Below are 14833 nucleotides of genomic sequence, written 5' to 3' on the forward strand. Positions count from 1 at the left end.
AATTATGTATTTAGGAGTTAGTATTCCTACAGATTTTAATAAGTTATGGTATGAAGGAATGAAAGATGAAGAAGGAAACCTTCCCTCTAGAGCTAAAGAAGATAGTATTGAAAAGTCTTTTTGGAAAGATTTCATAGGAAGAAGGAAGAATTACGAAGAAGATAAATTTATATTTCCTTTAAAAGAAGAGATTTTAAAACTTATAAATAAAGAAGATAGTGTATTAGAAATAGGACCAGGTTGGGGAAATTATACTTTCGATATAGCAAGAAGAGTAGAGGAAATAAGCTGTATAGATATATCTAAAGATATATTAGAATACATAAAAAAAGGATGTATTGAAAAAGAATTGCCTCAGATAAAAGGAATAGAAGGTAAATTTGAGGATTATAATTTCCAAGAGAAATATGATGTGGTCTTTGGGGTGAATTGTTATTACAGAATGAGGGATATAAAAGAAGTTATAAAAAAGATAAATAACTTAAGCAAAAGAATATCTATTATAGGATTTACATCAGGACCAGACAAACCTCATTACTTAGAATTAAATAATAAATTTAGATATAAAATAAATTCTCCTAGAAGGGATTATATTCATATATACAATTTGCTTTATTCATTAAATATTTATGGGAATATTAAAATAGTTGATTTAAAAAAAGACTATGTGTATGATAGTTATGATGAAGCCTTAAAGGACAACACCAGTAAGATACTTTCTAAATATGACGTAGAGGAAGTAAAAGAGGTTTTAGATAAATATTTAGTATATGAAAATGATAAAGTAATATATACTCATAATTTTAAAGGGGTATTAATATATTGGAATGCTAAAAAGGAACTATAATGGTTCCTTTTTAATTTCATTTTAATATTTTTTTATAGAGTAGAACATAATAATTGTGTAGTTTTTAATGAAGGAGAGAGAATTGTGAAAAATTTATATGCTAAGGATATAAAAAGTGGAGATAAAGTAAATACCAGTTTTATGATTATGAAAAAATTATATAAAGATAATGAAAATAATACAATTGCATATATAGGAGATAATAGCGGGGATATTAAAGCTATAATGCCAGATAAAGGAGATCATATTAAAGTTGGAGATGTAATACAATGTGAGGCTTCAATGGAGAGCATACTAAATATAGCTAGCTTCAAAAAGGTAGAGCATTTCCTAATAGAAGAATATCTGCCTACAATAAAAACCCCTGTGGAAGATATAATGAAGGAAATAAATAAAATATCAGAGGAAGAATTTAAGAGAGAAGATGTAAAAGCATTAAACGATTATTTTTTTAATGATAAAAGTTTTTTAGAAAAATTTGAAAAAGGTATAGGTGGAGTAAGTATGCATCATAACTATCTAGGAGGTTTAGCAGAACATACCTTAAATGTAATGTATTTGTCTAAGGTATTTTCCTATAGATATAACTGTAGAAATAAAGAAATAGCAATTTTAGGAGCTAAACTTCATGATATAGGAAAAATATATGAATATAATTTTGATGGACCTTTTTCCTACACTTTAAGAGGAGAAATGGAAGGACATATAGTTATAGGAGTGACTATGCTAGAGGAAGCATTTAAAGCTAATCCAGAAATGTACAATGAAGATTTTAGGGAAAGAATGAAAGGCTGCATTGTTCAACATCATGGGAAAGTAGAATTTGGTTCTCCAAAGAAACCTAGTATGGAAGAATCCCATATAGTGCATTATGCAGATTATGTAGACGCAACCTTCAATAAAATATCCCAGATCAAAGAAGGATTAGAACCTGGAACTTGGTCACAGTATGATAGGAGAATTGATGGAAAACTTTATATTTAGTTTAATTTAAATTTAATATTGACTTTAATTATTTTGTATATTAATATAGTTTGTATGCGAACTATATTAATGCTTTTCCCTTTATGAATTGACTAACATATATACATGGGTTAGAATTATTCTTATATTACACTCGAGGTGATTTTATGAACTCAAATTTTGATAGTTTTAGAATAGCTATGTTAATAAAAGAAATATATTCTAAATCTATGTATGTAGTGGACGAAAATTTAAAAAATAGTGGCCTTACTCATCAGCAGATTATGGTAATCAAGCTTATAGCTCATAATAAAGAAATGACTATTTCTGATCTTTGTTGTGAAATGTCATTAGCTAAGGGGACAGTCTCTGGCATCGTTACAAGATTAGAGCAGTATGGGTATTTAGAAAAGGTAAAGTATACTGATGATAAAAGAAATACCTATGTGAGATTTTCTAAAGAGGGAATGGAATTTGCTAAGAGTTTTAAAGAAACTATACAGGAAAGCTTTGATAATATATTCAAAGGTTGTAGTGAAGAAGAGTTAAGAGAATTTGTAAAGGTGTTGAGAAATATTTCGTCAAAGATTAATATATAATTCATATGGAAAAACCGTAGAATTATAAGAATGCTACAATTAAAGTAATGGAAAATAGTTCGCATGCAAATTATACTATATTAGGAGGGATATTCATGCAAGCTATAATGGAACCAATTTTTCATGTCGTATATCTAACAACGGTAATTTCTCTTGGAATTATTATGATAAAAAAGAGTGGAGACAATAAGTATTTCAAATTATTTGGCTATATGTCATTTGTATTAGGACTAGGGGATTCCTTTCACCTTATACCAAGGATATATGCCTTATTGACTACTGGTTTGGAGGCAAATGCCGCTGCTTTAGGTTTTGGTAAATTTATAACTTCTATTACAATGACTATTTTTTATGTTATTCTATATAAAATTTTGGTATTAAGATTTAATATAAAAAATTCTAAGATGCTAGATAATTGTATTTATGGACTTGCTTTTATTAGAATAGCTATATGCCTTTTTCCTCAAAATCAATGGTTAAATTATTATCCTCCTGTAAGTTGGGGTATTTATAGAAATATACCTTTCACAATTATGGGAATAGTAATGATTTACATTATCTACAGGGAAGCTGATAAAAATAAGGACAAAGATTATAAACACATGGCCTTAGCTGTATTTTTATCCTTTGCTATGTATATTCCTGTTGTACTTTGGGCTAATATAAATAAATTGATTGGGATGTTAATGATACCAAAAACTTTAGCCTATGTATGGATTGTATTGATTGGATATAAGCAGTTTAGAAATTATTTTAAAGAAAGCAAAATCATAAACACAGGCGTAGAAATAACAAGCTAGTTAAGTCCTATTTAACTATTTACATTGTTATATTAGAAATAGACAACCTAAGGAATAGATTCGATTTGTTATTGAATCTATTCCTTTATATTATAGAAAAATAATTGTTAACTGTTAAAAGTTAATTTATATTAACAATTTTAAATACCTTATTATTTTTAATATAAAATCTCTTAGTATCACTTTGAAATGTAACATGATCATTTAAATCCTCTAATTTATTTACTTTTAAAAGTTCTTCTTTAAGAAATTTTTGAGAGAGTTTTAAACCGCTACCTAATATACGGTTATCTTCTACAGCTTTTAAAAAAAGATGAAGTATAACTTCTTTATAATCTTCAGGTGTTCTATTTCCTTTTAACTTATTACAAAATTTACAACAAGTAACCAGATTGAACACATCCATAGTTCCTTTTTTACTTTTAGGCAAATAGTGATCAAGGGTTATTTTGTTAAATTTTAAACTTTTTTTGCAGTAGTAGCATTTACATTCATCACGCATATATATGTATTGTTTATCTACGTTAGATATGTTCATAAAATACCACTTATCCTTTCTTTGCATATTATAACCCAATATTGAAGAATAATATATAATTGGATAATGTTTTAATTGTTTTAATATTCCGCAAAAGAGCATATGTAGTATATTTTAATGTATAATAAAATTTGTTATATTTTAAGAAAAAAAGGAGAAAGTGTCGTGGAAATTAATAATTTTGTATTGCCTAATAATGCTTTGGGAAATAGATTTAAGTTGGGTGTGAGATTTACACCAGACAGAACATTAAATAGATACTTAGATTATATACTATTTGTAGTTAAGAATGATTTCAAAGGGGAAGAGCTATATAACCTTTGTTTCAAAAAGGGAAGAAAATTTAATAACTTTACTTTGACTAGAGATAGTTTTGAGGAGTATTTATCTTTTCTTAAAAGTATTGACAACTGCGAGTACTCTCCTGAAAATAAAATTTATAAAGAATTTATTGCTAAAGGGGAGAAACAAAAGATAATAATATCCTCTTTAAATGAAGATTATTTTAAAGTATGTTCAGTAAAAGAAGCAGAAAAAGTATTTTTCGTATTAACTAGAGAAGAAATAATGGAACATTTATGTGCATTATATTCTATATACAGAGAAAAGGTATTAGTAGATAAGTTAAACAACTCATCAAATAACTTTTTAAAGATAAATGAGAAGAATGAAGTATACTTAAATGCTTTAAATATACTTATAAATGAAGCCTTAGATAGAAATGATAAAAATACATTTGATATATTAAGTAAAGAAATAAGTAGATTAGAAAGATCCCATTAAAAAATTATGGGATTTTTTTATTTTTATGAATAAAGTTTATGATTTTAGACAAAGATATTAATACCACAGAAACATTAAAAGGAAATTCCGTTTTATCAGAAGGAATTTCATAATATTGCTAAAAAGAAAAATTTAATAATAGTCCCCTTTCAAAAAAGCATTCTAATGTTAGAGTGCTTTTTTACATGTTTATATACTTAATTATCATTGTGGAAATTTGCAAATGTAAAAATAAATATCTTCTCTTAAAACTTTGAAAAGACATTTATTTCAAATTATAATTTTCTAAGTAAATCTCATCTGAAGCTAAGAAACACTTTATATCTATTTTTCAAGTATATCCTTAAGCTCCATCAAATTAGAAATCTCATAAGTAGGTTTTATTCTCGTCTCATTTACAATTTTACTAGCATTAAACCAGCAGGTATCTATACCAAAATTTATCCCACCTTTTATATCGGAGGTTAAGCTGTCTCCTACCATCAATACCTTACTTTTTTCAGTATATTTCATATTGTTTAAAGCGAGTTCAAATATTTTAGGATTTGGCTTTGATACTTGAACCTCTTCAGATATTACTATATCCTCAAAGTATTTTGCTATAGTAGATTTCCTTATTCTATTATTCTGAACGTCCTTAAGACCATTAGTTATTATAGAAAGTCTATAATTTTTATGCAAACTTTCTATAAGCTCTATACTATCGGCATATAAGAAGGATGCAAAAGACAAATGCTTCATATAGGATTTTGCAAATTCAACTTCGTTAAAGTCAGCATTTAACTTATCTAATAGTCTTTTAAATCTTTCAACCTTTAATTTTTCCTGAGTAATAAGTCCATCCTCAAACTCTTTCCATATAGCTGTATTTATTTCTTTGTATACTTTTAAATGATGATCTTCATCATATTCTATATTAAATTCAAGCATGGCATTTTTAAGAGCATCTCTTTCAGATTTTTTAAAATCAAATAAAGTCTCATCTGCATCAAATAGTATAATTTCGTACTTCATAATAATTCTCCCCCCATATAGTTAGTTTTTTAAAATTATAACATATAATTAAAATCTTCTATACTGTACAATGTCATATAAATAAATTACAATATTTATATGAATTCATACATGACATAGGTCATGGTGAGGAGGGCTTATGAGAAGAATTTTTGATAATAAACTTTTAGAGCATTATATTATTAAGCATAATATAGAAGACATATTTGATAAAGATATATTAAAGCATGCACAACTTCATTTTTATGAAAAAGATAAATGTATATTAGAACCAGATTCTAGTCTTGAATACTACTATTTGCTTGTAGATGGGAAAATTAAAATTTTTTATCCTTTTGAAAACGGTAAATCAATGTTTTTAAAGTTTTATAAAGAATTTAATACAATAGGAGATTTAGAACTTTTAAAAAATATTCCTGTACTCTGTAACATTGATACAATAGAAGATACTTATTTAATAGCAATACCTGCAGATATACTTAGGAAAAAATATTTAAATAACCTAAAGTTTTTACATCATTTAATAGACTCTTTAAGCGACAAACTTTATGCAACCATTAATAATAGTTCATATAATTTTGTATATCCCCTTATAAATAGATTATCTAGCTATTTACTTGAGTATATAACAGATAAAGACTATATAATTTTGAATTCATCATTCATAGAAATTGCTCAATTCTTAGGAACAACCTATAGGCATTTAAATAGAACTTTTAAAGAGCTTGAATTAGAATCAATTATAAAATGTGAGGATAAAAAAATATATATATTAGATGAGGATAGACTTCGAGAACTATCTAAAAATTTGTATGTAAAATCTCTTTAATACTAGAATATTATTACTTCTTAACATTTTTCTTTATCAATTCCATAAATGTTTCAGGGGTGACTATTGCTAGTTTAGGGTTTTCCTTTAGCTTATTTACAACTTTTTCAATATCACTCAAGGTTTTGCTCCAGGCATGAACATAAACAAAGGTGTAACTATTAGAGTTATGGATATCTGTTTGCCCAGAGGCGATTCTATCATTAATATTTTTCACTAATTCATCTTCACTTTCTAGATTAGCCCAAAGCAAATCTCTACAGGATACTATAGGTTTATTATTAGACCAAAGGATTTCTCCATGATAGTTGTCATGCTTATGATAATCAAGATAAAATAGACCCTGTATATTAGGCTTAATAGTAAATTTGCCCCAAAGTTTAGTATTATAAAAAGAGGAATCATCAATAATTGCTATATATTTTTGATCAACCTTCTTCATATAATCATTTAATCTGTCGATATATACACCTAGCGCACTTTTATCGAATTTGCTTGGGTACATGTAGCCATTTCCGGAGGGTGATACTATAAAATAATCATTAATAGAGCCATGAGTTGCATTTTTATAATACAAGTTCAAAACAGTAGGAGCTAAATAATATAAAGATGGGCTTAAGGACCAACCAAAATTAAAATTACCTCTATAAGGAGAGCCGTACCATTTGGGAGAACCATAATTGGTTCCAAGGTTCCACTGTTGATTATCTCCATCAGACATAATGAATGTTACATAATGGACATTTTCTTTATGAGGAATATGTGATAATGCTTTTTGAGTTATAGGCAGTGATGGGAATGCGCTTAATACAGTTAAATTATAAGACCAATCTGCAGCAACCATGCTTACGCCATGTTTTGATGATGTGCTTACATTGGTAAATTCATCTGGACCCCAACCTAAACAAATTGAATCAGCTTCCATAGAGGAAAATATTCTATCTCTAAGAGATGTATCAGTTATGCTATCCTCATAAAATATTAGAGATTTGGTCATTATGGCATAATCTCTTAGGGCTGTATCTTTCTTTGGAGAAAGTTGAATTACTATAGAATGGTTTAAGCCAGAATTCCATAAGTTATCGTAAGCCCAGTTTTTATCTGTGTTTCTACAGTCGCCTTTAATATTTGTTATACCGTGGGCTTGTACTTTATCTTGAATAGATTCATCAACTGCAATGGAATTATTCAATGAAGCAAGGGAACAAGCATTATTTATTGAAGGATCTTTTAGTGATTTGTTATTATAAAGTACATACCCATCAACATAATTTTCAAACATATCTAATAATTTCCATGGGTCTGAAATGTTTTCGTATGAAACTCCATAGTTATTCTTTAAATCATCAAGCCATATTTGATAATCTGGTTGAGAGGAGTTAAGTGTGTATATTTGAGAAGAACAATGACTATTAACTATACCTTGAAGAGTAGCTATCATTGTTCTTTCACTAGGAGTCATTATATTTTGAGAAATTACATATAGATGAGTTGGGATTTTAGAGTTCTTTATATAGTTAGATGTATTTTTAGGGGGAGAAGCAATAGGAAAAAAACTATTGCTATTAGCAGTATGAGTTTTTTTCCAATCACTCCATTTAACATTGAAATCATCACTATTTTCTTTAGTATACTTATAAAAGTCTTGTAAAAAGTCATATCTTTTACCACTAAAAAAAGATTTGCTACGGTCTTTATCAAAGTTTGCTAATAGAAGTTGTCTTTTTATAATATCATCAGCGCTAACTTCTTTTGAGTTTTTAACCATATCATACATAATCATGAAGGTGGTAGTCCTTCCTATACCCTGTTTGCAGTGAAAATGGAACCATGTATTTTTAGGTTGAGATTTTGTTACTTCGACAAAATAATCAACCATATCATCTGTAGGTAACTTAGTATCAGTAACGGGTATACGAATATATGATAGCGATTTAGAAGTAACAAGTTGATTTTCATCTTCAACTTTTGTTGGGATCATAGTTATCTTAGGATGATTATAAAAACTAATAGGTTCATTTAATTTAATACTATTTAGTTTCTTCTTTTCATCTAATAAAACTTGCTCCTTTGTCAAACCTATATTAGCATCATTTTTAGCGTTGGCCCAGCTAACAGGGGCACCGTTAATAAATCCATGGGATTCTTGTCTTAAATCAACAACTGTTATAGGTAGTGAAGTCCCTATACTCTTGATTATAAGAGGAAGATTGTATTCAGAAAATTGCTGACTACCAGAAATATTTAATGTGTTTAATCCACTAAGATTTACAGTTTTATCTTTCTGTACGTTTGTTAAATCAGAGGATGTACGAAAATTTCTTGGCATATCCTTATAATGTGTTGAATCTAAAACAAGATGTACACTGTTAGGATCTACAGGTGCAGGAGAAGTTTTAGCTACTACATTTTTTATTGGTAAAGAGCAAAAGATGCTTAATAGAATTAAGAAAATAGATACGCGCACTTTTAAATTTTTATACAATTAGAATCACCTGCCTTATATAAATTATAAATATATTAATTTTTACTATAATTAATAAGTTATATAAATATAATGTGTACTACTTATAGAGCTTTTATACAGATTGTTAATTGGCTTCTAATGGAAAATAAGACTAGGTAAATCATGATGTAAAAAATTAGGAAGAAAGGATTAATCATAGTATAGGTAGCGTTGAAAATTTATAAAAAATAAAAGGCATACAAATTTATGTATTTGCATGCCTTAAAATATTTCTATAAAAAATTTACGTTATTTATATATTTTCAATTTGCCAGTCTATAGGATCTTTACCTATTGAAGTAAGAAAATTATTAGCTTTAGAAAAAGGTTTACTTCCTAAGAAACCTCTATGCGCAGATAATGGACTTGGATGAGTAGATTTTATTATGTAATGCCTACTATTGTTTATTATATTCAATTTAGATTGAGCATTATTTCCCCATAATATAAAAACAATAGGATCTTCTCTATGGTTTAATAAACTAATTACTTTATCAGTAAAGTGCTCCCAACCCATATCCTTATGAGAATTTGCCTGGCCTCCTCTAACTGTCAATACAGTATTAAGAAGCATAACTCCTTGATCAGTCCATTTTTTTAAGTAACCATTGTTAGGAATAAAACATCCTAAATCACTATTAAGTTCTTTATATATATTCATAAGAGAAGGAGGAGCTGGTACACCTGGCTTTACAGAAAAACTCAAACCATGTGCCTGATTAGGACCATGATAGGGGTCTTGACCTAATATAACTACCTTTACATCTTTATACTGTGTATAGTGTAAAGCGTTAAACATATCATACATATCTGGATATATAATTTTTGTTCTATATTCATTTATTAAAAATTTTCTAAGTTTTAAGTAGTAATCTTTTTTAAACTCATCTTCTAATAAATCTTGCCAATCATTTTTTAATATTTTCATACAAATCACCCTAATAGATTATACCATAAAAGCTGGGAATATATAAAATCACTTATAGTAAATAACTTAAGTTTTTATTAAGTATCACTATGAAAATTTCATGATATAATTAACTTAATTTACATTAGTAATATAAAAATTAATAAATATTATATAAATAAGATGGTGGTATTTGATATGAATGATAATATAAATATATTGGTTGTAGAAGATGACGCAGATATAAACAATCTTCTATGTAAAATGTTAGCTAAACAGGGATATAAGGTGAGAGGTGCTTATTCAGGTTCTGAAGCAAAGATGTGTCTTGAATATCAGGATTTTCAATTGGTTTTATTGGATTTAATGATACCTGGATTAACAGGAGAGAAGCTTATCTATGAAATAAGAAAAATTAAAACCATGCCTATTATAGTTATTTCTGCAAAGCCTGGACAAGATATAAAAATAGAGGTATTAAAACTTGGTGCAGATGATTTTATCTCTAAGCCTTTTGACACTAATGAAGTTTTAGCAAGGGTTGAAGCTCAGTTAAGGAGGTATACTGTATTTTCTAATATAAATGTGAAAAATAATATATTAGTATATAAGGATTTGATTTTGAACCGTGAAACTGTAGAAGTTACAGTTAAAAATCAGTATATTTACCTTACGGCGAGAGAATTTACCATATTAGAACTTTTAATGGCCAATCCAAGTAAGGTTTTTACAAAAGCTAATTTGTTTGAACATGTTTGGAATGAGGATTTTCTTGGTGATGATAATACAGTGAATGTACACATAAGTAACATTCGTTCAAAGCTAGCTAAAATTAATCCTGATACAGAATACATACATACTGTATGGGGAATCGGGTATAAAATTAGTGATAAAACTTAATACTTTCTTAACCTTTTCTTTAGGTTATCTTGGTGATTGTATTTTAATATATGATTATGCAAGAAAAAGGAGGGGGATTTAGATGTGTGATACAATACTTAAGACTAAAAATATTACTAAAAAGTATGGTGATCATCTAGTCGTAAATAATGTGAATATAGATGTAAAACAGGGAGAAATTTATGGCCTTGTTGGCAAAAATGGAGCGGGAAAAACAACTCTGCTTAGAATGATGTGTGGACTTACAATGCCCTCAAAGGGAGAAATTGATTTATTTAATGAAACATCTCAGAGTGGATTAAATAAATCTAGAAGGAGGATAGGATGTATAATTGAAGCGCCTAGCTTCTATCCTTATTTATCCGTAAAAAAGAATCTTGAATATTATAGAATACAAAGGGGAATTCCAGAAAAAGAATGTATAGATGAACTAATTAGAATTGTAGGCCTTGAAGATGCTTCTAAGAAAAAATTTAAAAAACTTTCACTGGGTATGAAACAACGTTTAGGCTTAGCTTTGGCTTTAATGGCAACCCCAGATTTACTCATTTTAGATGAGCCTATTAATGGTCTTGATCCTACAGGAATTGTAGAGTTTAGAGAAATTTTATTAAAACTCAATAAGGAAAGAAATACTACAATAATTATATCCAGTCATATATTAGGTGAACTTTCTCAAATGGCAACTATGTATGGATTCATTAATAATGGTGAGCTTATAGAGCAAATATCCTCAAAAGAATTACAAGAAAAATGTAAGCGTTCATTATCAATTAAAGTAAAAAATATTGAAAAAGCTATTGTTGTAATTGAAAAAGAGCTTGGTTGCAATAAGTATGAAGTGTTAAATGACAATGAGATTAGATTATATGAGCATATAGATACTCCAGAAATAATAGCGGAAGCACTTGTAAGTAATGGGGTAGTGTTCTCCTCAATGAATCAAATTGGTGTAAATCTAGAGAATTATTTTATCAACTTGATTGGAGGTGCTCATCATGCTTAATTATATAAAAGCAGAGCTTTACAGAAACTTTAATAGGGCGTATTTTTGGGTATATACAGGTTTTATGGCTATTTTACCATTGATATTTAATATTTTTACTAAAACAACTAAGTTTTCATCTAATATGAACTTAACTGCGCTATTTGAATTTGGTAACGCTATAATTGTAGCGGCAGTATATTTAATATTACCCATGGTTGACATAGCTACGGCAGAAGAAGAGAAGAATCTTACTTTAAAAAATGTGGTATCCTTCGGGGTTTCAAGAAATAAATTAATAATATCAAAAGTTATAGTGGCAACAATTCTTTCTATAATATCAGCAGTTATTATATTAACTGTGTTCTTTGTAAGTGGTACAATATTATTCGGTGTTGGACAAGATTTTACCATGAATATTGCAATAGATTATATGAGGAGATTATCAGGGACAACTATCCTATTGATTGGGGCTATATCAGTATGCACATTCTTAGCTTTTGTTATTAAAAACAATAATGTGTTTGCTTTTGTTTATATAGGTGTATTCATCATATTAGGAAAAGTAATTTTACTTCTTTCAATGTTTGTCTCTGATAAATTCCAGTACATTTATAATATACTCATTACTACTCAGCTAAGTAATCTAACTAGGAATGATTTAAGGGTATTTGAAGAAGTAACAAATTCTCAGTTGGGTTCTGCAGCTTTAGTAGGGATTCTATATACCATAGTATTCATAGGTTTAACTATGATGTATGTTAAAAATAAAGAGATTAAATAAAGAGGGTGGTGACATTTATGCAAGGGGTTACGCTAGGGTTAATAATTATTTTTCTTATAATTATAGCAGGGATATTTGCCACCCTTTATATTTTACTGTATAAAGAAGTAAGAAATATAACCAATCAATTAAAAGAAATCAATAAAGTTAAAACCAACTCAAAAATATTACTATCAACATCTAATAAGGGAGCAGAAAAGCTAACTTTAGAAATAAATAAAGCTTTAGAAGAAAAACAGAAAGCTGAAGCTGAATATAAGAAAATGGATTTGGAAATTAGGCAAGCTATTGCAAATGTATCCCACGATTTAAGGACACCTTTAACATCCATAATGGGATACATTCAACTCATGGAGGATAGTAGTCTATGTGAAGATGAAAAAAGTCAGTATTTAGATATAGTAAAAAAGAGAACTAAATCCCTACAAGTCTTAATAGATAGCTTTTATGAACTATCCAGGTTAGAGGGAAAAGAGTATAAATTCTCTCTTAAATCCATGAATTTATATAATATACTATGTGATACAATTGCGTTATTTTATAATGATTTTTTAGATAAAGGAATAGAACCTATTATGAATTTAGAGGAGAAAATTCCTTTAGTTATTGTTGATGATAATGCAGTGAGGCGAATAATTTCAAATTTGATACAAAATATGCTTAAATATAGTAAGGAAGTTATAAATATATCCTTAAGACAGCAGGAAAACCATGTAATAATGACTTTTACAAATGATGCTAAAGACTTAAAGAAAGAGGATGTAGATCAGTTATTTAATCGTTTCTTTACAGCGGATCGTACTAGAAGTGGAAAAAATACGGGGCTTGGGCTTGCTATAACTAAGAAACTAGTGGAACAAATGGGGCATAAAATTTTTGCAGAGTTATCAGGAGATAAGCTTAGTATAATAATAAAATGGAAAATAAGGTATGGGGCATAAAGATAATTTACTAAATTTTTACATGCTAAATAATATATTAAAAAACCTTAGCTATTTGTTTAAAACGTGATCCCATAATTTGGATAAGAAAATAAAAACCGTCTATGTGATAGAAATTAATTCTTCTACATAGACGGTTATATCTTTAATTAAGGGAAATTTTTATTTTGTATAGTTATCAAAATATCCTTGTATATATATAATAGGTGTACCTTTATCTCCACTTCCTGAAGTTAAATCGGAAAGAGAGCCTATAAGATCAGTAAGTTGTCTAGGAGTAGTACCTTGTGATTCCATAGCACCTACTAGGTCTAACTCTTTGTTTGAGATATATTCTGAAATAGCTTTCTTAAGTTCTTCTCCCCTTAAATTAGAAAAGTTATTATCTGCAAGATATTTTAACTTTACTTCATTAGGAGTGCCTTCAAGTCCTGATGTATAAGCTGGTGATACAACAGGGTCAGCAAGTTCCCAAATCTTACCCACTGGATCTTTGAATGCGCCATCTCCATAAATCATAACTTCTACAGTTTTCCCAGTCTTTTCTTTAAGTGTAGATTGTATAGTATCAACTACAGGCTGACAATTACGTGGGAAAAGTTTAACACTTTCTTCAGTTGCTTTATTTGAACCTAAAAGACCATAGTTTTCGTTATAACCACTACCATCTATAGAGGTTGATAGAATATCATCAAGGCTATAAACTTTATCTGCACCATTTGCTTTTAATATTCTTTTTGTTCTAAATCTTGTATGAATGTCACAAGTAAGAATAGATTTTGTATGATTTAAAATAGTTTTTGGATTGTTTGAAAAGATAACTTCACACTCAACACCATACTCTTCAATCAAAGATTTATAATAATCAATATAATCAACACCAGTAAAAGTATGTTTGTTATGTCCAAAATGACCACGAAATTCTTCTTCTGTTAAAGCATCTGTCCAAGGATTGATTCCTTTTTCATCAAGTAAATCTATATCTACTAAATGATTACCTACCTCATCTGATGGATAGCTAAGCATTAATACAATTTTTTTAGCTCCTTTTGCTATACCACGAAGACAAATTGCAAAACGGTTACGACTTAAAATAGGAAATATTACTCCAATAGTATCGTCACCAAATTTTGAATTTACATCTTTTGCAATATGGTCGATAGTTGCATAATTCCCTTGAGCACGAGCAACTATTGATTCTGTTACAGTAACAATATCTTTATCATTAATTGAAAATCCTTCTACTTCTGAAGCTTTTAATACTGCATCTACAACTATTTTTGCAATATCGTCTCCTTTGTTGATGATTGGGGCACGTAGACCTCTAACTACAGTTCCAACAACTCTTTCCATTTTATCTCTCCTTAATTGTTTTCAAATTGAATTAAGTTTTATTTTATACTTGTAATATACATTATATTTATGGTATAAGTAAAA

The 14833-nt window shown here is 28.3% G+C and carries 15 protein-coding genes; 10 read left to right on the top strand and 5 right to left on the bottom strand.

Going from position 1 to position 14833, the window contains the following annotated elements; translation table 11 throughout:
• The first annotated feature begins 4 nt into the window (after positions 1 to 4).
• From KQI86_RS06290 to KQI86_RS06305, 4 genes are all read left to right on the top strand, one after another.
• Positions 5 to 847: a class I SAM-dependent methyltransferase gene (locus tag KQI86_RS06290; RefSeq protein WP_216438432.1), complete on the top strand. Its 843-nt coding sequence runs from the start codon at positions 5 to 7 to the stop codon at positions 845 to 847.
• Between the two features lie 84 nt (positions 848 to 931).
• Positions 932 to 1831, top strand: a complete 900-nt coding sequence (locus KQI86_RS06295; RefSeq protein WP_216438433.1) for an HD domain-containing protein — start codon at positions 932 to 934, stop codon at positions 1829 to 1831.
• Between the two features lie 146 nt (positions 1832 to 1977).
• The gene (locus KQI86_RS06300; RefSeq protein WP_216438434.1) at positions 1978 to 2409 is read left to right on the top strand and encodes a MarR family winged helix-turn-helix transcriptional regulator; all 432 of its coding nucleotides are present in this window, start codon (positions 1978 to 1980) and stop codon (positions 2407 to 2409) included.
• A gap of 95 nt (positions 2410 to 2504) precedes the next feature.
• On the top strand, positions 2505 to 3209 hold the full coding sequence (locus KQI86_RS06305) for a hypothetical protein (protein WP_216438435.1): 705 nt from the start codon (positions 2505 to 2507) through the stop codon (positions 3207 to 3209).
• Between the two features lie 121 nt (positions 3210 to 3330).
• On the opposite strand, the gene KQI86_RS06310 is transcribed toward KQI86_RS06305, so the two are convergent.
• Entirely contained in the window at positions 3331 to 3747 is a 417-nt protein-coding gene (locus KQI86_RS06310; protein ID WP_216438436.1) for an HNH endonuclease, read from the bottom strand.
• Between the two features lie 165 nt (positions 3748 to 3912).
• Between KQI86_RS06310 and KQI86_RS06315 the strand changes: the two genes are divergently transcribed.
• Entirely contained in the window at positions 3913 to 4530 is a 618-nt protein-coding gene (locus KQI86_RS06315; RefSeq protein WP_216438437.1) for a hypothetical protein, read from the top strand.
• Positions 4531 to 4854: 324 nt separating this feature from the next.
• On the opposite strand, the gene KQI86_RS06320 is transcribed toward KQI86_RS06315, so the two are convergent.
• Positions 4855 to 5544 (bottom strand): YjjG family noncanonical pyrimidine nucleotidase, encoded by a 690-nt coding sequence (locus KQI86_RS06320; RefSeq protein WP_216438438.1) that lies wholly within the window; start codon positions 5542 to 5544, stop codon positions 4855 to 4857.
• Positions 5545 to 5683: 139 nt separating this feature from the next.
• Here KQI86_RS06320 and KQI86_RS06325 point away from each other — a divergent pair, with 139 nt between their 5' ends.
• A complete protein-coding gene (locus tag KQI86_RS06325) occupies positions 5684 to 6373 on the top strand; it encodes a Crp/Fnr family transcriptional regulator (RefSeq protein ID WP_216438439.1) in 690 nt (229 codons plus the stop codon).
• A gap of 13 nt (positions 6374 to 6386) precedes the next feature.
• Here the strand turns inward: KQI86_RS06325 and KQI86_RS06330 are convergent, their stop codons facing one another.
• Together KQI86_RS06330 and KQI86_RS06335 are read right to left on the bottom strand one after the other, a co-directional pair.
• Positions 6387 to 8858 (bottom strand): GxGYxYP domain-containing protein, encoded by a 2472-nt coding sequence (locus KQI86_RS06330; protein ID WP_216438440.1) that lies wholly within the window; start codon positions 8856 to 8858, stop codon positions 6387 to 6389.
• A 274-nt stretch (positions 8859 to 9132) separates the two neighbouring features.
• On the bottom strand, positions 9133 to 9807 hold the full coding sequence (locus tag KQI86_RS06335) for a uracil-DNA glycosylase (protein ID WP_216438441.1): 675 nt from the start codon (positions 9805 to 9807) through the stop codon (positions 9133 to 9135).
• A 177-nt stretch (positions 9808 to 9984) separates the two neighbouring features.
• On the opposite strand from KQI86_RS06335, the gene KQI86_RS06340 reads away from it, so the two are divergent.
• From KQI86_RS06340 to KQI86_RS06355, 4 genes are all read left to right on the top strand, one after another.
• Positions 9985 to 10686, top strand: coding sequence for a response regulator transcription factor (locus KQI86_RS06340; protein ID WP_216438442.1), 702 nt, complete (start codon positions 9985 to 9987; stop codon positions 10684 to 10686).
• A gap of 82 nt (positions 10687 to 10768) precedes the next feature.
• Positions 10769 to 11692: an ABC transporter ATP-binding protein gene (locus KQI86_RS06345; RefSeq protein ID WP_216438443.1), complete on the top strand. Its 924-nt coding sequence runs from the start codon at positions 10769 to 10771 to the stop codon at positions 11690 to 11692.
• Positions 11685 to 12455, top strand: a complete 771-nt coding sequence (locus KQI86_RS06350) for an ABC transporter permease (protein WP_216438444.1) — start codon at positions 11685 to 11687, stop codon at positions 12453 to 12455. Before KQI86_RS06345 ends, KQI86_RS06350 begins: the two co-directional genes overlap by 8 nt.
• Before the next feature lie 17 nt (positions 12456 to 12472).
• Complete coding sequence (locus tag KQI86_RS06355) at positions 12473 to 13396, top strand: sensor histidine kinase (protein WP_216438445.1); 924 nt, start codon at positions 12473 to 12475, stop codon at positions 13394 to 13396.
• A gap of 162 nt (positions 13397 to 13558) precedes the next feature.
• Here the strand turns inward: KQI86_RS06355 and KQI86_RS06360 are convergent, their stop codons facing one another.
• A complete protein-coding gene (locus tag KQI86_RS06360) occupies positions 13559 to 14749 on the bottom strand; it encodes a coenzyme F420-0:L-glutamate ligase (protein WP_216438446.1) in 1191 nt (396 codons plus the stop codon).
• Between the last annotated feature and the right edge of the window lie 84 nt (positions 14750 to 14833).

Origin of the sequence: Clostridium mobile (assembly GCF_018918285.1) — a bacterium.
GTDB lineage: Bacteria > Bacillota > Clostridia > Clostridiales > Clostridiaceae > Clostridium_AW > Clostridium_AW mobile.